At 73.7% G+C, this 20,462-nt stretch carries 18 protein-coding genes and 1 pseudogene; 14 read left to right on the top strand and 5 right to left on the bottom strand.

Annotated features, from left to right (window positions below; translation table 11 throughout):
* Positions 1–183 precede the first annotated feature (183 nt).
* From ACFWP2_RS17315 to ACFWP2_RS17295, 5 genes are all read left to right on the top strand, one after another.
* Complete coding sequence (locus ACFWP2_RS17315) at positions 184–816, top strand: RNA polymerase sigma factor (RefSeq protein ID WP_380451945.1); 633 nt, start codon at positions 184–186, stop codon at positions 814–816.
* Positions 785–1,117, top strand: a complete 333-nt coding sequence (locus ACFWP2_RS17310; protein WP_380451943.1) for a hypothetical protein — start codon at positions 785–787, stop codon at positions 1,115–1,117. Before ACFWP2_RS17315 ends, ACFWP2_RS17310 begins: the two co-directional genes overlap by 32 nt.
* Before the next feature lie 203 nt (positions 1,118–1,320).
* Positions 1,321–2,061 (top strand): ArsR/SmtB family transcription factor, encoded by a 741-nt coding sequence (locus ACFWP2_RS17305; protein ID WP_380451941.1) that lies wholly within the window; start codon positions 1,321–1,323, stop codon positions 2,059–2,061.
* Positions 2,058–2,801, top strand: coding sequence for an SRPBCC domain-containing protein (locus ACFWP2_RS17300; RefSeq protein WP_380451939.1), 744 nt, complete (start codon positions 2,058–2,060; stop codon positions 2,799–2,801). The genes ACFWP2_RS17305 and ACFWP2_RS17300 overlap by 4 nt, the downstream gene beginning before the upstream one ends.
* Before the next feature lie 108 nt (positions 2,802–2,909).
* Entirely contained in the window at positions 2,910–3,482 is a 573-nt protein-coding gene (locus ACFWP2_RS17295) for a dihydrofolate reductase family protein (protein WP_380451937.1), read from the top strand.
* A gap of 33 nt (positions 3,483–3,515) precedes the next feature.
* Here ACFWP2_RS17295 and ACFWP2_RS17290 read toward each other — a convergent pair.
* Positions 3,516–4,384, bottom strand: a pseudogene (locus ACFWP2_RS17290) (class I SAM-dependent methyltransferase).
* Between the two features lie 141 nt (positions 4,385–4,525).
* On the opposite strand from ACFWP2_RS17290, the gene ACFWP2_RS17285 reads away from it, so the two are divergent.
* The 5 genes from ACFWP2_RS17285 (at position 4,526) to ACFWP2_RS17265 (ending at position 9,918) form a co-directional block, all read left to right on the top strand.
* On the top strand, positions 4,526–5,116 hold the full coding sequence (locus ACFWP2_RS17285; protein WP_380451934.1) for a DinB family protein: 591 nt from the start codon (positions 4,526–4,528) through the stop codon (positions 5,114–5,116).
* A gap of 62 nt (positions 5,117–5,178) precedes the next feature.
* Positions 5,179–6,132, top strand: coding sequence for a hypothetical protein (locus tag ACFWP2_RS17280; RefSeq protein WP_380451932.1), 954 nt, complete (start codon positions 5,179–5,181; stop codon positions 6,130–6,132).
* 337 nt (positions 6,133–6,469) lie between these two features.
* Positions 6,470–7,621, top strand: a complete 1,152-nt coding sequence (locus ACFWP2_RS17275) for an SUKH-4 family immunity protein (RefSeq protein WP_380451930.1) — start codon at positions 6,470–6,472, stop codon at positions 7,619–7,621.
* Between the two features lie 325 nt (positions 7,622–7,946).
* A complete protein-coding gene (locus ACFWP2_RS17270) occupies positions 7,947–9,002 on the top strand; it encodes a DUF2332 domain-containing protein (protein ID WP_380451928.1) in 1,056 nt (351 codons plus the stop codon).
* A gap of 157 nt (positions 9,003–9,159) precedes the next feature.
* Positions 9,160–9,918: a MerR family transcriptional regulator gene (locus ACFWP2_RS17265; RefSeq protein ID WP_380451926.1), complete on the top strand. Its 759-nt coding sequence runs from the start codon at positions 9,160–9,162 to the stop codon at positions 9,916–9,918.
* A 198-nt stretch (positions 9,919–10,116) separates the two neighbouring features.
* Here ACFWP2_RS17265 and ACFWP2_RS17260 read toward each other — a convergent pair whose 3' ends face one another.
* Together ACFWP2_RS17260 and ACFWP2_RS17255 are read right to left on the bottom strand one after the other, a co-directional pair.
* On the bottom strand, positions 10,117–12,528 hold the full coding sequence (locus tag ACFWP2_RS17260; protein WP_380451924.1) for an FtsX-like permease family protein: 2,412 nt from the start codon (positions 12,526–12,528) through the stop codon (positions 10,117–10,119).
* Entirely contained in the window at positions 12,525–13,238 is a 714-nt protein-coding gene (locus ACFWP2_RS17255) for an ABC transporter ATP-binding protein (RefSeq protein WP_380451922.1), read from the bottom strand. The genes ACFWP2_RS17260 and ACFWP2_RS17255 overlap by 4 nt, the downstream gene beginning before the upstream one ends.
* Positions 13,239–13,627: 389 nt before the next feature.
* On the opposite strand from ACFWP2_RS17255, the gene ACFWP2_RS17250 reads away from it, so the two are divergent.
* Both ACFWP2_RS17250 and ACFWP2_RS17245 read left to right on the top strand, forming a co-directional pair.
* Positions 13,628–15,076 carry a histidine kinase gene (locus ACFWP2_RS17250; RefSeq protein ID WP_380451920.1) on the top strand — a complete coding sequence of 483 codons (1,449 nt, stop codon included), beginning with the start codon at positions 13,628–13,630 and terminating at the stop codon, positions 15,074–15,076.
* A complete protein-coding gene (locus ACFWP2_RS17245; RefSeq protein WP_380451918.1) occupies positions 15,028–15,675 on the top strand; it encodes a response regulator in 648 nt (215 codons plus the stop codon). Before ACFWP2_RS17250 ends, ACFWP2_RS17245 begins: the two co-directional genes overlap by 49 nt.
* 219 nt (positions 15,676–15,894) lie before the next feature.
* Here the strand turns inward: ACFWP2_RS17245 and ACFWP2_RS17240 are convergent, their stop codons facing one another.
* Positions 15,895–16,023 carry a hypothetical protein gene (locus ACFWP2_RS17240; protein WP_380451916.1) on the bottom strand — a complete coding sequence of 43 codons (129 nt, stop codon included), beginning with the start codon at positions 16,021–16,023 and terminating at the stop codon, positions 15,895–15,897.
* On the opposite strand from ACFWP2_RS17240, the gene ACFWP2_RS17235 reads away from it, so the two are divergent.
* Complete coding sequence (locus ACFWP2_RS17235; RefSeq protein WP_380451914.1) at positions 16,022–17,065, top strand: isopenicillin N synthase family dioxygenase; 1,044 nt, start codon at positions 16,022–16,024, stop codon at positions 17,063–17,065. The genes ACFWP2_RS17240 and ACFWP2_RS17235 overlap by 2 nt on opposite strands.
* 279 nt (positions 17,066–17,344) lie before the next feature.
* The gene (locus ACFWP2_RS17230; RefSeq protein WP_380451912.1) at positions 17,345–18,127 is read left to right on the top strand and encodes a MerR family transcriptional regulator; all 783 of its coding nucleotides are present in this window, start codon (positions 17,345–17,347) and stop codon (positions 18,125–18,127) included.
* A gap of 93 nt (positions 18,128–18,220) precedes the next feature.
* Here ACFWP2_RS17230 and ACFWP2_RS17225 read toward each other — a convergent pair whose 3' ends face one another.
* On the bottom strand, positions 18,221–20,398 hold the full coding sequence (locus ACFWP2_RS17225) for a 3-hydroxyacyl-CoA dehydrogenase NAD-binding domain-containing protein (RefSeq protein ID WP_380451910.1): 2,178 nt from the start codon (positions 20,396–20,398) through the stop codon (positions 18,221–18,223).
* Positions 20,399–20,462: the final 64 nt, after the last annotated feature.

The raw sequence follows: 20,462 nt of genomic DNA, 5'->3' as shown, positions 1-20,462 counted from the left end.
CCGCGGGCGGATTTTCCGCGCCGCGAGCCGAATCCTTTGGAGCCACCCACGCCTCTTATAAACGTTCCGACAACCGTCGGACACGGAATCCGGAGGTAGTGATGATCATCGGAATCGGCATCGCCGTCGCCCTGGTGCTGCTCTGCACCTGCATGCTGGTCGTGAAGCGCAAGCGAGCCGGGCGTGGCTGAATCGACCTGGCCCGGCGAGCAGTTGATCGCCGCCGCGCAGGGCGGGGACGTCGACTCGATCGCCGCACTCGTGTCGGGCTCGCACCCCAACGTGCAGCGATTCGCCCACTCCCTCTGCGCCACCCCGGAGGACGCGGAGGACGCGGCACAGGAAGCCCTGATCATCCTGTACCGCAAGATCGGGATGCTGCGGGCCTCCGGCGCCCTGGCGTCCTGGATGTTCCGCATCGTCCGCAACGAGTGCCTCCGGCGCGCGCGGACCCGACTGCGGGACCACAGCATGCCGCTGCAGCGGGACGCCTCTGACTCCACCTTCGCCTCCGCCTCCGCCTCCACCCCCGCCTACGCGGACTCGGCCGAGGAGGCGGTCCTGCGACGGCTGGAAGCGGACCGGGTGGCGGCCGCGGTCGCCGCCCTGCCACCCGACCAGCGCCGCGTGCTGATCATGCGGGACGTCCAGGGCCACAGCGGCCGAATGGTCGCCGACGCCCTGGGCCTCAGCACGGCCGCGATGAAGTCCCGCCTGCACCGGGCCCGTTCGGCGGTCCAACGGACGCTGCGGGCCCCTCTCGAACCAGTCCCCGGAGGGAACGATGACCGCAACGACGACCGAACCGAAGCCTGAGGTCGGCGCCGGCCCCGAGGGCCCCGACTTCGCCAGCAAGTCCCTGCCCGAGCACATCGCGCGCGGCGTGGTGGGCTTCGGCTCGCTGATCGGCTCGGTCGCCCTCATCCCGCTGGTCGGACCGGTCAGCCTGGTCCTGCTGCCGGTCGGCCTGTTCGCCCTGCGCGGCTGCCCGATGTGCTGGGCGATCGGATTGGCGCAGACCGTCTCGCGGGGCCGCCTCCAGCGCTCCTGCGAGGACGGCCAGTGCAGGCTGACCGTCGCCGGGCACGACAAGCGTGGCGAGCGGAGCCACTTCTGACGATGGGTCGGCCGGACGGGCGGCGGGGCGACTGGGGCCCTGGTCGTGGAGCGCCGGTGTCGGCGCTCCCGGTGCCGACGGCGCCCGTGCCCCGCGCGGGGGGCGGGGCACGGGCGCCGTCCGGGGGACCGGGTTCGTCCGGCCGGGCTACCGACAGGTGTTTTTTCCTTGACAAATTTTTTTGTCGGTTGGATGCTGGAACGGTGCTGGAAGTCGCCGTGATCGAAGAACCCGCTGCGGCCGAGGCCTCGCTGGACCCCATGCGGTCACGCCTCCTCGCCGCCCTGGCCGAGCCCGGTTCGGCCGCCATGCTGGCCGCCCGGCTGGGACTGCCCCGGCAGAAGATCAACTACCACCTGAAGGAACTGGAGCGGCACGGCCTCGTCGAACTCGCCGAGGAGCGCCGCAAGGGCAACGTCACCGAACGGGTGTACCGCGCCACCGCGGCCTCCTACGTGATCTCCCCCGGCGTCCTGGCCGCCGTGAGCCCGGACCCCGCCCGCTCCCCCGACCAGCTCTCCGCCCGCTGGCTGCTGGCGCTCGGCTCCCGGCTGGTGCAGGAGGTCGGGTCCCTGCTGACCGGCGCCTCCCGCGCCCGGCGGCGGGTCGCCACCTTCGGCATCGACGCGCAGGTGCGGTTCGCCTCCGCGGCCGACCGGGCCGCCTTCGCCGAGGAACTGGCCCAGTCCGTGGCCACCCTCGTCAGCCGCTACCACGACGAATCCGCTCCCGGGGGGCGCGACCACCGGGTGGTCGTCGGGCTCCACCAGATCCCCGCCGTACAGCCCGGAGCCGAGGCGGGGGCGCCGGCTGACGCCGAGGCCGGGGCGGGGGCCGCGGCGGGGGCGGGGGCGGAACCGGCCGGGGCCGGGCCGGAGGCCGACGCCACCGGCAGCGCGGCGGAGGGGGCCGCAACCGCACCGAACCAGGAGAAACCGCGATGACCCACCCCTTCGAGATCGAGCTGGAGACCTCCCTCCCGGCGAGCCCGGAACAGGTCTGGGAGGCGATCGCCACCGGACCGGGGATCGACTCCTGGTTCATGGGCCGCAACGAGCTGGACCCGCGCGAGGGCGGCACCGCCGTCATGGAGACCGGAGGCCACCGCGCGGAGGCGGTCGTCACCGCCTACGAGCCCGGCAAGCGCCTGGCCACCCGTACGGCCACCGGCGAGGACGGCCGGTTCATGGCCTTCGAGTACCTGATCGAGGGTCGGGACGGCGGCGCCACCGTGCTCCGCGTCGTCCACAGCGGCCTGCTCGGCGACGACTGGCAGGACGAGTACGACGCGCTGCGCCGCGGCTGGCCCTTCCACCTCCACACGCTCCGCGAGTACCTCACCCACTTCCCCGGACGCACCGCCGCCCCCGTCTTCGCCGCCGCGCCGTCGGCCGGCCGACCGGAGCCGGAGGTCCGGGCCCTCCTCGCCCACGCCCTGTCGCTGCCGCTCCCGGTCGCCGCGGGCACACCGGTCCACGGCGAACCGACGGGCCTGCCCCCGCTGGACGGCGAGGTGGTCTGGGCGGACGACGAACGCTTCGAGGTCCGCACCGCCGACGGGCTCTACACCTTCCACCACGGCTCCGGCCTGGTGCTGATGTTCCACCACCTCTTCGGCCCGGCTCCGGACGGGGCCGAGGCCGAGGCCGCCTGGCAGCAGTGGCTGGCCGGGGTGCTCACCTGATCCACCTGGCCTTCCTGGCTCTCCTGGCCTTCCTGAACCGCCCGACCCGACCGACCCTGACAGCCCCAGATCCGCACGAGAAACCGCACGAGAACCGAGGAACCACCCATGCGCACCCTGATCAGCACCGCGTTCGTCTCGCTCGACGGCGTCGTCGAGGGCCCCGGCGGCGAACCCGGCTACCGCAACTCCGGCTGGACCTTCAAGGACATCGAGTTCCTCCCCGAGGCGTTCGAGATCAAGGGGCGGGAGCAGGAGGAGGCCACCGCGATGCTGCTCGGCCGGGTCAGCTACCAGGCGTTCAGCCCGGTGTGGCCGGACATGCCGGAGTTCGCCCGCTACAAGGCGCTGCCGAAGTACGTCGTCTCCACCACCCTCGCCGAGGACGACCTGGTGCCGAACTGGGGCGAGACCACCATCCTGCGTTCGCTCGACGAGGTCGCCGCGCTGAAGGAGACCGAGGGCGGCCCGATCATCGTCCACGGCAGCGCCACCCTGAACCACGCCCTCTCGGACGCCGGTCTGATCGACCGCTACCACCTGCTCGTCTTCCCGCTGCTGCTCGGCGCCGGCAAGCGCCTGTTCAGCACGACGGACAAGGACACCCAGAAGCTGAAGCTGGTCGAGCACGAGGTGTACGGGAACGGCCTCCAGAAGCAGGTCTTCGACGTGGTCCGCTGACCGCTCCCGGCTGCTCCCCCACCTCCCCCGTCGTCAACGCTCCTCCGCGGTGCGCCAGATGAACACCTCGCTGCTCGGTTGCCGCTCCGAGAAGAGCCCCCACGGCGAGGTCCGGGCGAGGAGGCCCCGCAGATCCGACTCGAAGGCCGGGCGGCGTTCGGCGAAGAGGTGCGGGGCCGAGGAGGAGAGCGCGAAGACGCCCGCGACCGCGTCGTCGGCCGTACGTTCCAGCGGTCGCCCGCCCAGGACGACGATCCGCTGCGGGCCGGTGAAGCCCGCCCGGGCGAGGACGGCGGCCTCGCCGTCCGGCGTACCGTGCGGCAGCAGCCCCTGCCCGGCGCGGCGGACCGGGCCGAGGTAGCGCCGGACCAGCTCGCCGATCGCGGCGCACGGGACCGGCGGGTGCGGCAGTCCCTCGGTGGGCCGGGGTTCGCCCTTCAGGTCCGAGATGTGCGCCAGGGCGCCGCCGGGCCTCAGCATGTGCCGGACGCTCGTCGCCACCAGGTCGCGGTCCATCCAGTGGAAGGACTGGCCGAAGGCGCCAGCGTGAAGGTGCCGAGGCCCGGCGGCAGTTCCTCGGCCCGGGCCCGCACCCAGGTGGCCTTGGGCTCCGCGGCGCCGGCCCGGCGCGCCTCGGCGATCATCCCGGCATCCGGGTCCACCCCGACGACCTCGCCGAACAGGTGCGCCAGGGCCAGCGCCAGCGTGCCCGGCCCGCACCCGACGTCGAGCAGCCGCCCGCGTCCGTCGAGCCCCAGCCCCTCGGGCCCCTGGCCGTCGAGCCCCAGCGCCTCGGCCAGCCCCTCCGCCAGGCCGGGTGCGTACGGGAGCCTGCCGCGGGTGTAGTGGGCGGCCGTTCCGGCGAACAGTGTCTCGTCCCAGGTCCAGGCGCCGTCGGCCATGACCGCTCCTTCGGGGGCCGTTCTCGGGTGAACGGACCTGATCATGGCACGAGTTGACTTCCGGCCTGGGGGCGAGCGGGAGGGGAAATCGCGGGAGGGGAAATCGATGGACAGGGATTCCGTGATCACCAGACTGATCCCATGACCGTGACAGACGACAAGACCGACCTCCGGATCTACATCCAGGACGCCCGCGACGCCCTGCTCTGGAAGCTCGAAGGCCTCTCCGAGTACGACCTGCGCCGCCCGCTCACCCCCACCGGAACCAACCTGCTGGGCCTGGTCAAGCACGTCACCGGCGCCGAGGCCCTGTACTTCGGCGACACCTTCGGCCGCCCCTTCCCCGAACCGGCCCCCGTGTGGATCATCGGCCAGACCGAGCCGAACGGCGACATGTGGGCGCGGGCGGACGAGAGCACCGAGGAGGTCATCGGGCGCTACCGGCGGGTCTGGGCGCACTCCGACGCCACCATCGAGGCCCTGCCGCTGGACGCCGTCGGCAAGGTCCCGTTCGGCGCCCGCCACGAACAGACCCTGCACCGCGTACTCGTCCACATGATCGCCGAGACCCACCGCCACGTCGGACACGCCGACCTGGTCCGCGAACTCGTGGACGGCGCCACCGGCCAGCGCTCCGACGGCGCCAACACCGCCCCCGGCGACGCCGACTGGTGGCGGGCCCACCACGACCGCGTGGAGCAGGCGGCCCGGCAGGCCGGCGGGCTGGCCTGAACCGGGAGGGAGTGGAGGCGGGTGGGGCCGACGGCGGCGCAGGGTTCCGTAGGGTGTCGGGCATGGGGGCAGCCGGTGCGACGGACGAGGGGCAGGGCGCTCGGGTGGCCGTCCGGTGCACGGACTGTGGAGGCGCCGCCGTCCGCAGCCTCGGGCAGTTCCTCATGCACGGGCGGGAGTTGTGGTGGGACGCCGAGCGCCACTGCCCCCAGTGCGGAGCCGCCTGCTGCGAGAACTCGGGCCCGGAGGCCGCGCCGCAGGACGTCCGCGAGGCACTGCTGACCACGCACGGCCCGGCCCGGCTCCGGCTCGCCGGGCCGCTCACCGATCCGGTGGCCGCGCTCCGGGCGCTCCGCGAGAGCTCGGGGATCCCGATCAGCCAGGCACGGGAGCTCCTCGACGGGCTACGGGACTTCGGTCTGAGCGGGACGGCCGTCGAGATGGCGCGCTGGCGGACACTGCTGGCCGAACGGGGAGTCACGGCGGAGGTGACGGACGGCTTCGGGCGGGCGTACCGGTACGTGGGTCCGCCGGAACTGCGGGCGGGAGTCGACGGCCCGGGTGGCCAACCGGCGCGGACCCCGGGCGAGTTCGCCACCTGGGTGGCGGACCGGACGGCGGAGGAGCTCGCGGAACCGTTCACCTTCGTGGTCGACCTGGGCGGCGCACTGCGGCTCGCCCCGCGCCGTAGCGAGCATGTGGCGTGCGCGGGCGGGGAGTTGGTGATGAGCGCCGGGGAGATCGGGTTCCACCGGTCGCGGGACGGCTGGGAGGTCGAGACGGTCAGCAACCACTCCACCGGCTACTGCCCCGACACCGCCTCCTGGCCCGCCGTCACCGCCGCCCTCACCCGCATCGGGCTCCCGCACCCCGGCGCCTTCACTCACGCGATGGTCTTCCGCCGCTGCCCACGGTGCGACCGCTGCAACCTCGTCCGCGAGGAGCACTACGCCTGCGCCTTCTGCGACACGGACCTGCCCGAGCGCTGGAACATCGACGGCGCCGCACAGTTGTAAGCCACGCGGCCGCCCGGTGCCACGCGGCACCGGGCGGCACCGGGCTGGCTCCTGCCGGAGCCGCCACACCCCACCTGTCGACCTGTCACCCGGCTGCTTGCCGCACCCCGGCGCCTTCACCCACGCGGTGGCCTTCCGCCGCTGCCCACGATGTGCCCCGCTGCAACCTCGTCCGCGAGAAGCACCACACCTGCGCCTCCGGCGACACGGACCTGCCCGAGCACTGGAACATCGACGGCGCCGCCACACCACTTCCCCGCGCGGGGTGCCTCGGTGTTGTCGGGCCGGGCCGCTAGGGTCTGTGGGTCACGGGGCAGGCAGGGAAAGGGTTGGACACGTGGGGTTTGCGCGGGTGGTGGAGCTGCCGGGTGGGGTGGTGCACACGGGGAGTCGGGAGTTCCTGGCGCGGGAGGGACTGCCGGCGACCGGCGCGTTCCTGGACTTCGAGGCGCTTGAGGACGGGGAGCTGACGGCGTTCCCGGCGGAGGCGGAGCGGCTGTTCGTCCTCGGGGAGACGGAGTACTGCACGCCGTTCGCCGCCGGCGGCAGCCTGGTGCTGCTGGACGGGGTGACCGGCGAGGTGTTCCTGGACAACGGTGGCTCGCGGCGCGACCTGCTGGCCTCCGGCGTGGCCGCGCTGGCGAACCTGGTGCGTGAGGTGGACACGGTGGCCGCGGAGGCGCGACGGCCGGAGGCGATGGACGGGCGACGCGGGCCCACCGTGGTCGCCGAGGTGCTGGCGGGGGCCGAGCGGCGGATGCGGGAGATCGATCCCGGACTGTTCGGCGACGGGTCCGCGCCGCCCCCGCACTGGGGCACCGCGCTGCTGGTGCGGGCGCTGGGCTGGGGTGCGCTGCCGGGCGCGCCGGGCGGACCCGCGTACGAACTGGCCCCGGAGCTGGCGGCGGAGCTGGCGGCGCTGACGGACCAGGACGGCGGCCCCGGCCAGGTGCACCGGTTCCGGTCCGAGGACCTGCCCGCGGCCCTGGTGCACGGGCCGACCCGGCAGCTGCTGACCGAGGTCGGCCTGCCGCTGGGCGGGGCGATGTTCGGGGTGTGCGAGGAACCGCTGGTCACCATGGGCGAGGCGTACCCGGAGTACTTCGACGGCGAGGAGGAGCGGCCGTACCAGCGGGACTTCCTCGCCCTCGGGGACTGGCCGACCGACCTCACGATCGCCCTGGACGGCGCCACCGGCCGGCTGGAGCTGCCGGACTGGTACGACGACGGCCACCCCGAGGCCTACCTGAACCGCGACCTGTCCGCCCTGCTCTACGCCCTCTGGACGTACGAGCGGCTGCGCGCCGAGTGGGACCGCTGGGACTACGGCCGGGCCCGGGACACCTGGGCGGTGTTCGATCCGCAGGCACTGCTGAGCGCGGTGGTGGACCGGCTGGTGGAGGCCGTCGACCCGGAGGCGTTCGCCTCACCCGGCTGCTCCTGGCGACTGCTCGCCGAGGACGGGCACATGGGCGGCCTGCTCGGCTGAGCGCTTCGGTCGGCCTGGTTCTGGTGCTGGTGCTGGTGCTGGCCCTGGTGAGGGGCGGTGGCCGGGCCGGGCTGGGCTGGGCCGGGCAGCGCAGCGCCGAGCAGCGCGGGGGAACCGTTCCCCTGTTGGATCTTGGGGTCATCGGGCACGCAGTGCTCGACGCTCGGGGTTCAACGCTCTGGGATTCGACGCCCGGGGTTCAACGCCCGGGGTTCGACACCCGGCGTCGGCCGGTCGGCCAACTGCGGGCGGCGGGAGGGTGCGGGGCCAGGCGTAGGCTGAGCCGATTCGATCACTCGAGAAGCGTCGAAGGGACCTGCGGGGGATGCGCAGCGATACGGGGGAGCTCTACCGGACGTTCGCGGAGAGGGAGGCGCACGGCAACTCGCCGATCTACCAGGAGCTGGCCGAACGCGTCGCCGAGGACGGGCAGTTGTGTGCGCTGCTGGACGGGTTGCCTACCGCCAAGCGTCAGCCGAACCTGCTGTTCGGCGCGGTCCGGCACCTGGGCGGGCCGGTGACCGAGGGCTGGTCGGCCTTCCGTGGTTGGGCGGTTGAGCACTGGACCGAGGTCTCGGCGACGATGCTGGAGCGGCGGACGCAGACCAACGAGGCGGGCCGCTGCGCCACCCTGTTGCCGCTGTTGGCCACGCTGCCGCAGCCACTCGCCCTGATCGAGGTCGGTGCCTCAGCCGGGCTCTGCCTCTACCCGGACCGGTATCGGTACCGCTACCTGTCCGGAGCCGGACGTGGGAGCGAGAGCAGCAACAGCGCCAGCGGCAGCGGCAGCGGCAGCGGGGCCGGTGTCCCGGTCGCAGAGTTCGGCTCCGAGGCGAGCCCGGTGACGCTGGATTGCGTGGTGAGCGGTCCGGTGCCGCTCCCCGGCTCCCTGCGGGAGCGGCTGCCCGAGGTGGTGTGGCGGGCCGGGATCGACCTCAATCCGCTGGACGTGCGGGCCGAGGAGGACGTGCGCTGGCTGGAGTCGCTGGTCTGGCCCGAGCAGACCCATCGGCTGGACCGGCTGCGCGGCGCCGTTCGGGTCGCCCGGGCCGAACCGCCGCTGCTGGTGCGCGGCGATCTCAACGCGACGGTTGAGGAGTTGGTGGCGCGGGCTCCGGCCGGGGCAACGCCGGTGGTGTTCCACAGCGCGGTGCTCGCGTACCTGCCGCCGGAGCAGCGGGAGGAGTTCGCGACGACGATGCGCGAGTCGCCCGGGCACTGGATCTCCAACGAGGCGGTTTCCGTGCTGCCGGCCGTCGCCCGACGGCTCCCCCGCCCGGCCCCGGCCGCCTCCGGGCTGTTCGCGCTCGCGCTGGACGAGCGGCCGGTGGCCTTCACCGGGCCGCACGGGCAGTCCCTGGGCTGGTTCGGCGAGGCGTAGGCCGCGTGCGGGGCGTACGGGACGTCCGGGATGTACAGGCGGCGGGAGCCTCGGGCTTGAAGCTGCCGCAGCGGCAGCTTCTACCGTCGTGACCGGGGCCGGAGAACCGGCCCCGGTCCGCGCGAACGTGAGGACGTGGAGAACGAGGGAGGCGGCCATGGCCTGGCCCATCGCCGAAGTGGCCCGGATGTCCGGCGTGACCGCCAGGACCTTGCGGCACTACGACGAGATCGGGCTGCTGCCCCCGGCCTGGATCGGCTCCAACGGCCACCGCTACTACGAGGAACGGCAGTTGCTCCAGCTGCAACAGATCCTCGTACTGCGGGCCCTGGGCGTGGGGCTGACCGAGATCGCCCGGATCCTGGGCGATCAGGTCGACGAGCTGGAGGCCCTGCGGGGCCACCGCCGACGGCTGGTCGCCGAGCGCGACCGGCTCGATGCCCTGGCCACCACCGTTTCCCGCACGATCGCCGACCTGGAACGCTCCCGGAAGGACGGCACGCTCATGACCATCAACCGCCCCGAGAACCTGTTCGAGGGCATCCAGCCCGACGACGTCGACGCGAGCCTGCGCGACTTCCCCGAGCACGCCGAGGCCGCCCGGCGCGCGACCGCCGCGATGTCCCCGGCCGAGATCGAGGCCGGACAGCGCGAGCGGACCGCCCGCATGATCCACCTGGCGGAGCTGATGGCGGCCGGCCACCCGGCCGACGCCGAGCCCGTGCAGAGCACGATCGACGAGGAGTACCAGCTGCTCCGCACCATCCGTTCGGTCCCGACCGAGGAGTTCCTGGCGATCGCCCGGTCCTGCACCGAGAACGAGCAGTGGAGCGCCGCGTACGAGGCCATCGCCCCCGGCCTGGCCGCGTACCAGCGCGCCGCCATGGAGGCGTACGCGGCGGCACGGCTGTCCTGAGCCACGCCGATCGGAGGACGTGGCCTGGCCTGCCCTGCCTTGCCTTGGCCCGGTCCGGCCGGCACCGGACCGGACCGGTCTACCCCGGCCTGGCCTGTCTGGCCTGTCTGGCACGGGAGCCTTACGAGGGCTCCCGTGCCGGATCAGACCGGGCCGGACCGGACGCCGGGCGGCTCCGCTCCCGCTCCTCCCCCGTTGTCACTCCGTCCGCAGCGCCGTGACCGTCCGGGTGCGGGCCGCCCAGGTGGCCGGGAGGGCGGCGCCGAGCAGGGCCAGCACCAGGCCGCCGAGTATCAGCGGCCCCGACACCGCCGGGGAGAACACGGCGAGGTCGGCGTCCGGCACCCCGATCCCGGCTGCCCGGGCCATCGCGGGCATCACCTGGTGGTGCACCAGGACACCGATCGGGACTCCGATCAACCCGGCCACCAGCCCGCTGCCGCAGACCGAGGTGAGCACCATGCCGACCGTCTGCCGGGGCGACATCCCGAGTGCCTTGAACACTCCGAGGTCGTGCACCCGATCCCTGGTCTCCAGCAGCACGGTGTTGAGCACCCCGAGCCCCGCCACCACGGAGAGCAGCACCGTGAGCACGCCCGCCAGGGTGTTCATCGCCAGCACCACGATGTTGACGTGCTCCCCGCCGGGATCGGCGCTCAAGCCCAGCGGCTTCACCGCTTGGTCGAGCTCGTCGGCGTAGGCCTGAGTGTCGCTGCCCGGGGTGAGGTCGATGTGGAAGGTGAGCGCCTCGGCGTGGATCGCGCCGCCGAGCGGCGCCAGCGCGGCCCGGTCCGTGAACACCACGTCATTGGTGGCCAGAACCTCGCCGGTGATCTTCGCCGGGATGCTGCGGCCATGGTCGGTGAGGGCGACGGTGTCACCGACCTTCGCCTGATTGGCCCGCAGGTAGGCGGCGGCCACCACGACCTCGCCGGGGCCGTGGAACCAGCGGCCGGAGACCAGTTGGAAGCCGCTCCAGGAGGCGTCGCCGCTGAACGCGAGCACCTCGGAGCGCCCGGTGCCCCCGGCCAGGGTGGCCTGGGCCGGAGCGGTGCTGTACCAGGCGCGGGTGCCCGGTCGGTCCTCGATGGCCTGGGTCACGGCCGCCTCGTCCACATGGTCGACGGGCTGCGCGCTGCCCTCGATCGGGGCCTGGACCACCACCTTGTCCGCGCGGCCGGCCGTCAGGCCCTCCTGGATTGAGCCCAGCGAGAGCGTCAGGCCGACGCAGAGGGTGGCCCCGACCGTGCCGAGCGCCACGGCGGCGCCGGTGGTCGCCGAGCGGCCCGGCCGGTTGAGCGGGGAGGCCAGCCCGAGACTGAACGCCCGTGGCACCGGCAGCCGGCCGATCAGGTCCTGCGCCCGGGACAGCGGGCCCGCCGCCCCAGCCCCAGCCGCCGTCCCCGCCTCCCCGACCGCGCGGCTGGCGGCCGCCCGTTTGGCGCCCGGAGCCGTCCGGCCGACCGCGAGCGCCTCCACCGTCCGCAGCCGCCCGGCCCGCAGGGCCGGTACCAGGGCGGTGCCCGTCACGGCCGCCAGCGCCATCACCGCGACCACGGCGTCCACCCAGGTCGGGATGCCGAGCAGCCCTCCGCGCAGGGCCTTGTGGGCCAGCCCGAGGACCGGCACGGACAGCAGGTTTCCGAGGCACACACCGAGCGCCGTGCCGAGCCCGGCGGGGATCAGCGCCTGGCCGACGTAGGCGCGCGCCACCTGGGCGGGGGTGAAGCCCAGGGACTTGAGGATGCCGATCCGCCGGGCGGCGGCGCTGACGGCGCCACTGACCACGACGCCGATGATCAGCACCGACATGGCCAGCCCGAGCACCCCGAAGGCCGTGACGAACGGGACGAAGGTCGAGGCCGTTCGGTTCGCCTCCTCCCGGGCGGGCCGGTAGGAGGTGACCCTGGCGATCGCCTCGCCCGGGACGGCGGCGGCCAGCGCGGCGCGGTCGGCCGCCACCTCGGCGTCGCCGTCGGCGTGGGCGAAGCGGTAGAGGTACTGGACGGCGGGTGCCGTGCCGGGCGCCGTCAGCCCGGCCACCTGCTCCGGGGCGACCCAGCCGTCCGCGCTCCAGGAGACCGAGGCCGCCAGGCCGACGACCTTGAGCGTCGGGTGCCCCGGCAGGTCCGGGAACTCCGTGCTGTCGCCGACCGCCAGCGGGGAGTGCCCGTCCAGGAACACCACCTCGCCGGGGCCCGCGATCCAGCGGCCTTCGGTGATCCGCAGGCCGTCCAGCGCACCGTCCTGGGCACGGCCGACGAGCGTCATCGGCGGCAGCGGGCTCCCGGCCGGCGGGATCCGGGTGCCGGGGCCGGAGCGCGGCTGGACGGTCACCGCCTGGTAGGGGCCGGCCGTGGCCGTCACGCCGGGCGCGTGGGCCGACGCGGCGAGCTCGGCGGGGCTCGCCTTCGCCCGGTCGTACAGCACGTTGAGGTGGGCGCCGCGCTGATCCGCGAAGGAGCGCTGGTAGGGACCCTGGGCGGCGACCAGCAGGCCGAGCGCGAGGATGCACGCCGTCACGGACACCATCGTGGTGAGCACCATCACCAGCGTCTGCACCCGCCGACGGCCGACCCCGGCGCGCACCACCTTGCCGAGCGCGCTCATCGGCCACCGCCCGGTGCCGCCGCGGCCGCCGTGTCCCGGACCAGTCGGCCGTCGAGCAGTTCGATCGTCCGCTCGGCGCAGGCCTCGGCGAACGCGGTGTCATGGGTGACCAGCAGGATCGTCTGGCCCTCCGCGTTGAGCCCGCGCAGCAGGTCGCGGACGTCGGCGGCCGAGGCGGTGTCCAGCGCCCCGGTGGGCTCGTCGGCCAGCAACAGCGGCGGACGGTTCATCAGCGCCCGGGCCACCGCGACCCGCTGGCGCTCGCCGCCGGAGAGCCGGCCGGGGAAGGCCTTGGCGTGCCGGGCCACCCCCAGCCGCTCCATCAGCTCCCTGGCCCGGGCCCGGGCCTGCTCCCGCCGCATCCCCGCCAGCTGGGCGGGGAGCAGCACGTTGTCCTCCGCGTTCAGGTCGTCCAGCAGGTTGAAGAACTGGAACACCATGCCGATCCGCGCCCGCCGGTACTCGGCGAGCGCGGCCTCGCCGAGCCGGTGCACGGCGACGCCGTCCACCTCCACCTCGCCCTCGCTCGGGCGGTCCAGGCCGGCGATCAGGTTCAGCAGGGTGGACTTTCCGCTGCCCGAGCGGCCGAGCACGGCCAGCGCCTCGCCGGCCCGGACCTCCAGGTCGAGCCCGGCCAGGGCGGGACGGGCGGCGTCGGATCGGTCGTACGTCTTGCTGACGCCGCGGATCCGGATGATCGGCGCGTTCACGGGCCCTCCACTGTTCTGGGTCCGGCACCGGGGACCCCGGGCCGGCTGACGGGACATGACGCTACGAATCCGAGGCGGGGTGCCGACAGCCGTCTGGACGGCCTCTACGGGGTGTATCCAGATACACCCCGAACTGGGTGTTCAGGCCTAGAGCACCGGGCGGCCCGGACAGGCAGACTGACCCATCGAAAGATCGGAACCGGGTCCGCGGGGCCTCGGAACGACGGCTTCAGGCCCGTGGCCTCGGGGGCCGCGGCTTCGGGTCTGCGGCTTCGGTCCGCGGTCTCGGGGGCCGTGGTCTACGGGGCCGCGGTCTACGGGGCCGCGGTCTCGGGTCTGCGGCTTCGAGATCCCCGACCGGGGGCCACGGAAGGAAAAGGGGGCGCGTCATGAACGCGGGAGTGCTGAACGGGCTGGCCCTGAGGGTCGGCCGGGCGTGCGCGGACGGGGTGCGCGCCTGGTACGCGGCGACGCTGGCCGTGACGGGCCTCCTCGCGCTGCTGGCGGGGCCGGTCCTGCTGGCCGCCGCGCTGTTCGGTCCGGACGAGCCCCGGGACTTCCACCCGGGCGGGCCGATGATCCTGGTGGTGCCGATGGCGCCGGTCGCCCTCTGGGCACTCTGCTGGGCCACCGGGGGCGGCGGCCGGGCGGTCGGCGCCGCGCTGTTCGCCCCGGGGGCGATAGCGCTGATGGCGACGCACCTCTACGGGGGTGCCGCGCCCGGCGGCCGGTCCGGCTCGCTCTGGCTGGCGCCCTCGCTGCTGGTGCTGGGGCTGTTCGGGGCCCGCTGGATCGCGACGGAGAGCAGGCGGACGGTCGGGAAGTGGAGCGGGCGGCCGATCCCGGTGCCGTACCGCCGACCGGTCGGGGCCGGTCCCTGGCGGCGGCTGCGGGCCGGAGGCTGGCTCACCGATCCGGCGACCTGGCGGGACTTCGCCTGGACGCTGCTCACCGGCGCCGCCGTGCTGCTCACCGCCGCGATCATCGTGCTGACCCCGGTCGCCCTGGAGGTCTTCGGCCGGGACGGACGGTTCTTCGCCCTGGGCGTCGTCTACTCGATGGGCCTGGCCGTCGCTCCGGCGGCCGTCCTGTGGGCCGCCCCACCGGCCCTGCGGATCCACGAGAAGGCCGCCCGGGCCCTGCTCGGGCCCTCCCGGCGGGCCGAGCTCGCCCGCCAGGTCAGCCATCTGGCGCGGACCAGGGCGGACACCATCGACGCCGGCGCGGCCGAGCTGCGCCGGATCGAGCGGGACCTGCACGACGGGGCGCAGGCCCGGCTGGTGGCACTGGGCATGCTGCTGACCGTGGCCGAGCAGCTGAAGGACGACCCGGACGCCCTCGGTCCGCTGCTGGCCGAGGCCCGGCTGTCCTCGGTGAAGGCGCTGGGCGAGCTGCGGGACCTGGTCCGCGGCATCCACCCCCCGGTGCTCGCCGACCGCGGCCTGGCCGACGCGGTTCAGGCGACGGCGCTGGACATGCCGCTGCCGGTCGGCTTCAGCGGCGCCCTGCCGGGCCGGGCGCCCGCCCCGGTGGAGTCGGCGGCCTACTTCGCGGTGACGGAGCTGCTGGCCAACGTGGTGAAACACGCGGGGGCCTCGCAGGTGTGGATCGAGATAGGGCACAGTGGCGGGCTGTTGCGGATATCGGTCACCGACGACGGGCGCGGCGGCGCCGACCCGTCCCGGGGAACCGGCCTCAGCGGAACCGAACGCCGACTGGCCGCCTTCGACGGGGTGCTCGCGATCAGCAGCCCGTCCGGCGGGCCGACCATCGTGAACCTGGAGATCCCGTGCGCGTTGTCATCGCCGAAGACCTCTTCCTCCTCCGGGACGGCCTGACCCGGCTGCTGGAGGCCGGCGGCATGAAGGTCACCGCGGCGGTGGAGGACGGCGAGCAGCTGCTCGCCGCGATCGCCGCGGACCGTCCCGACATCGCCGTGGTCGACGTCCGGCTGCCGCCGGGCTTCACCGACGAGGGCCTGCGGGCCGCGCTGGCGGCTCGTCGGGCCCATCCGGGTCTGCCCGTCCTGGTGCTGTCGCAGTTCGTGGAGCAGCTGTACGCGCGCGAGCTGCTCGCCGGCAGCACCGGCGGGATCGGCTACCTGCTCAAGGACCGGGTGATGGACGGCACCCAGTTCATCGACGCCGTCCGGCGGGTCGCCCAGGGCGGCACCGCGATGGATCCGGAGGTGATCACCCGGCTGCTCACCCACAACTCCTCGGCCGGCCCGGTCTCCACCCTCTCACCGCGCGAGCGGCAGGTGCTGGCGCTGATGGCGGAGGGCCGGTCCAACGCGGCGATCGCCCAGCAGCTGGTGATCACCGAGCGGGCGGTCGCCAAGCACACCGCATCGATCTTCGTACGGCTCGACCTCCAGCCCTCCGATGACGACAACCGCCGGGTCCTGGCCGTCCTGGCCTACCTCAACAACTCCTGAGAGGAGCCGCCGTCGACCCACTCCGGCACCACCGGCACAAAACTTGATAGATCACCGACAAATGGCCAGTGGCCCTCCGCTGTACGGGGCTCGCCTGCCGCAGAACGGGTCAATTACGCTGGTGAGGTGCTCATCCTTGTTCGCCGCCGCCACGTGGACCTGCTCCGCGTGACGACCATGTCCTGTCGACGCTCCGGCTGAACCTCGCGCCACCCACCCTCACGGCGGCCCCTGCCCGGCCGCCACCACCCCCCGGCTCCCGAGCATCCGCCGCACCAGGCGCTGCTCCGGCCTCCCCCGGTCGACCACCGGGACCAGCCGGGACGAGACCCAGCGGATGTCACACATGACGCAGCAGTACACGCCCATATCCGAGACCGGCACCGGCTCCGCCCCGGCGGACGCCCTCCCGGTGATTGACCTCTCGCTCGCCGACGGCAGCCCCGAGGACCGCCGCCGCCTGCACGACGAGCTCCGCGCCGCGGCCACCGGCGTCGGCTTCTTCCAGCTCGTCGGCCACGGCGTCACCCCGGATGAGACCGCCGCGCTCGCCCGGGCCATGCGGGCCTTCTTCGCCCTCCCCGAGGCCGACCGCCTCGCCGTGAGCAACCTCAACTCCCCCCACTACCGGGGCTACACCCGCACGGGCGACGAGCGCACCGGCGGCAGCCAGGACTGGCGCGACCAGCTCGACATCGGCGCCGAGCTGCCCCCGCACGTCCCCGGTGCCGGCGAGCCCCCGTACTGGTGGCTGGAGGGGCCCAACCAGTGGCCCGAGGCGCTCCCCGCGCTGCGCACCGCCGCGCTCGGCTGGATCGACCACCTCGGCGCGGTCGCCCGCCGCCTGCTGCACGAACTCCTCGCCGCCATCGGCGCCCGGCCCGACTTCTACGACGAGGCCTTCGCGGGCCACCCCCACCTGCGCCTCAAGCTGGTCCGCTACCCCGGCACCGCCCCGGACGGCACCGGCCAGGGCGTCGGCACCCACAAGGACTACGGCTTCATCACCCTGCTGCTGCAGGACACCGTCGGCGGCCTCCAGGTCGAGCGCGCGGACGGCACCTTCCTGGACGTCCCGCCGCTCGACGGCGCCTTCGTCGTCAACCTCGGCGAGCTGTTGGAGGTGGCCACGGACGGTTACCTCAAGGCCACCAGCCACCGCGTGGTCAGCCCGCCCGGCGCCCGCGAGCGCTTCTCGGTGCCGTTCTTCTTCAACCCCCGCCTCGACGCCCACATCGAGCCGCTCGACTTCCCGCTCGCCCACCACGCCCCCGGCGCCACCGACGACCCGGCCAACCCGCTCTTCGCCGACTTCGGCCTCAACGAGTGGAAGGGCTACACCAGGGCCCACCCCGAAGTCACCCGCCGCCACCACGCCACCCTCGCCTGACAGCCCACCCCACCACGACGCCCGCCGCCCCACCAGGCTCCGCAACCAGGCTCCGCCCCGCCCGAATCCGTCACGTCGCGGAGTCGACCGGCCCCGTCTGCCCGACCCGAGCTACCCGACCCGATCTGCCCTGCGCCGTAGCCGGTGATCGGCGCAGGGGTGTTCCTCCGCTGGGCCTGATGGAGCTGATGGGCCCGATGGAGCTGATGGACCCGGGGCGGCGGGCACTGTCACACTGCTGGTGTCACAGCAGGAGTGTGCCAGTGTGGGAGGCGGCGGATGGGGGAGCACGGCGGGGTGGGGGTCGGGCTGCGGCTGACCGTGGACGAGCTGGCGGCGCGGGCCGGGGTGACGGTGCGGACGGTGCGGTTCTACGGGACGAAGGGGCTGCTGCCGCCGCCGGAGCTGGGGCCGCGGCGGGTCGGGCTGTACGGGGCGGTGCACCTGGACCGGCTGGAGCTGATCGAGGAGTTGCAGCGGCAGGGGCTGACGCTGGCGGCGATCGAGCGGTACCTGGCGCGGCTGCCGGAGGACAGCACCCCGCTGGACCTGGCGATCCACCGTGCGCTGGTGGCGTCCTGGACGCCGGAGGCCCCGGAGGAGGCCACCAGGGCGCAGTTGGAGCGGCGGGCCGGGCGGGGGCTGACGGAGGAGCAGGTCGAGCGGCTCGCCGCGATGGGGGCGATGGAGCGGACGGGGGATCCGGAGGTGTTCCGGGTGGATCCCGGGCTGCTGCCGCTGGGCGTGCGGATCCTGGACGTGCCGATCCCGCTGGAGACGTTGCTGGCCGCCCGGGCGGTGGTGGTGGAGCACAGCCGCGCGACGGCGCGGGAGTTGCAGCGGCTGTTCCGCGAGACGGTGTGGAAGCCGTACCGGGAGAGCGAGCCCACGCCGGAGGAGCTGGCGCGGATGCGGGCGCTGACGGACCACATCCAGCCGATGGTGGCGCAGGCGCTGGTCACCGCCTTCCAGCGGTACCTGCGGGAGGAGCTGGGCGAGGAGCTGCGCCAGGAGGAAGAGGGAGAGGGAGAGAAAGAGGCAGGGGAAGAGAAGAAGCAGTAGCGGGGCTGTGTGGGGCCGTGCGGTGCACGGCCCCACACGGCCCACGCACGGCCCCAGGCACGGCCCCCACCGGAGCCCGGGCGGGTCTGCGGGTCAGTCCGTGAAGGTCCGGCCCTCGGCGGCCACCCGCTCCAGCAGCGCCGGCGGCGCGAACCGCTCGCCGTACGCGGCGGCGAGTTCGCGGGCGCGGGCCAGGAAGCCGGCCGGTCCGCCCTCGTAGCCGTTGATGTACTGGAACACACCGCCCGTCCAGGCCGGGAAGCCGATGCCGAGGATCGAGCCGACGTTGGCGTCGGCGACCGAGGTCAGCACGCCCTCCTCCAGGCAGCGCACCGAGTCCAGCGCCTCGCTGAACAGCATCCGCTCCTTGAGGTCCTCGAAGGGCACCTCGGTGGCGCCGCCGCCGAAGTGCTCCAGCAGTCCGGGCCAGAGCCGCCCGCGCTTGCCGTCCTCGCCGTACTCGTAGAAGCCCGCGCCGCCGCTGCGGCCGGGGCGGCCGAACTCGTCGACCATCCGGTCGACGACCGCGTCCGCCGGGTGCGGCGTCCAGGTGCCGCCGGCCGCCTCCGCCGCGCGCCGGTACTCGTCGCGGATCTTGCGCGGCAGGGTGAGGGTGAGTTCGTCCATCAGGGAGAGCACCTTGGCGGGGTAGCCGGCCTGGGCGGCGGCCTGCTCGATGCTGGACGGGTGGACGCCCTCGCCGACCATGGCGACGCCCTCGTTGATGAACTGGCCGATCACCCGCGAGGTGAAGAAGCCGCGCGAGTCGTTGACCACGATCGGGGTCCTGTCGATCTGCCGGACCAGGTCGAAGGCGCGGGCCAGCGCCTCGTCGCCGGTCTGCGGGCCGCGGATGATCTCGACCAGCCGCATCTTGTCGACCGGCGAGAAGAAGTGCAGCCCGATGAAGTCGTTCCGGCGCTCGACTCCTTCCGCGAGCACGCCGATCGGCAGGGTGGAGGTGTTGGAGCAGAGCAGCGCGTCGGCGTCGACCACGCCCTCGATCTCCTGGAACACCTTGTGCTTGAGCTCGGTGTTCTCGAAGACGGCCTCGATCACCGCGTCGCAGCCGGCCAGGTCGGCGGCCTCGGCGGTGGGGGTGATCCGGGCCAGCAGCTCGTCGCGCTTGGCCTCGGTGGAGCGCCCGCGCGCGACGGCCTTGTTCAGCAGCCCCTCGGAGTAGGCCTTTCCGCGCTCGGCGGCCTCGACGCTGACGTCCTTGAGCACGACGTCGATGCCGGCCTTGGCGCAGGTGTAGGCGATGCCCGCGCCCATCATCCCGGCGCCGAGCACCGCGACCTTGCGGACCGGCCGCTTCTCGACGTCCTTCGGCCGCCCGGCACCGGAGTTGACCGCCTGCATGTCGAAGAACAGCGCCTGGATCATGTTCTTGCTGGTCTGCCCGCAGACCAGCTCGGTGAAGTAGCGGGTCTCGATGGTCATCGCGGTGTCGACGTCCACCTGGGCGCTCTCCACGGCGGCGGCCAGGATGTTGCGCGGGGCCGGGTAGGGCGCGCCGTTCAGCTGCTTGCGCAGGTTGGCCGGGAAGGCGGGGAGGTTGGCCGCGAAGGCCGGGGTGGCCGGGGTGCCGCCGGGGATCTTGTGGCCCTTGACGTCCCAGGGCTGGACGGCGGTCGGGTTGGCCTCGATCCAGGCGCGCGCCCGGGCGGCCAGTTCCTCGGGGGTGTCGACCAGTTCGTGGACCAGTCCGTGCTCCAGCGCCTGCGCGGGACGGTACTGGCGGCCCTGGAGCAGGAACTTCAGCAGGGCGTCGGTGATGCCGAACAGCCGGACCGTACGGACCACTCCGCCGCCGCCCGGCAGCAGGCCGAGGGTCACCTCGGGCAGGCCGATCCGGCTGGCGGGGCTGTTCAGCGCGATCCGGTGGTGGCAGGCGAGGGCGATCTCCAGGCCGCCGCCGAGCGCGCTGCCGTTGACGGCGGCGACGACCGGCTTGCCGAGGGTCTCCAGCTTGCGCAGCGAGCGCTTGATCCGCATCGACTTCTCGAACACGGCCTCGGCGTCCTCGGGGCGGGCGGCGGAGAGCATCCGCAGGTCTCCCCCGGCGAAGAAGGTCTTCTTGCCGGAGGTGATCACCACGCCGCGCAGCGCGTCCGAGGCGGCCAGGGCCGCCAGCCGCTCGACGACGGTCTCGAAGTCGGCGGCGAAGGCCTCGTTCATGGTGTTGACGGACTGGGTGGGGTCGTCGAGGACGAGGGTGACCACGCCGTCCTGGTCCTGCTCCCAGCGGATGGTGGTGGTGTCGCTCATGGGTTCACGGTCTCCAGATCTACCGGTCTGCGGAGGAGGTGCCACGCACGGCGTGTCCCAAGAA

The organism is Kitasatospora sp. NPDC058444 (assembly GCF_042721415.1).
Classification (GTDB): domain Bacteria; phylum Actinomycetota; class Actinomycetes; order Streptomycetales; family Streptomycetaceae; genus Kitasatospora.
Note: the sequence above shows the minus strand (reverse complement) of the source record. Positions and strands in the feature narration are given on the sequence as shown.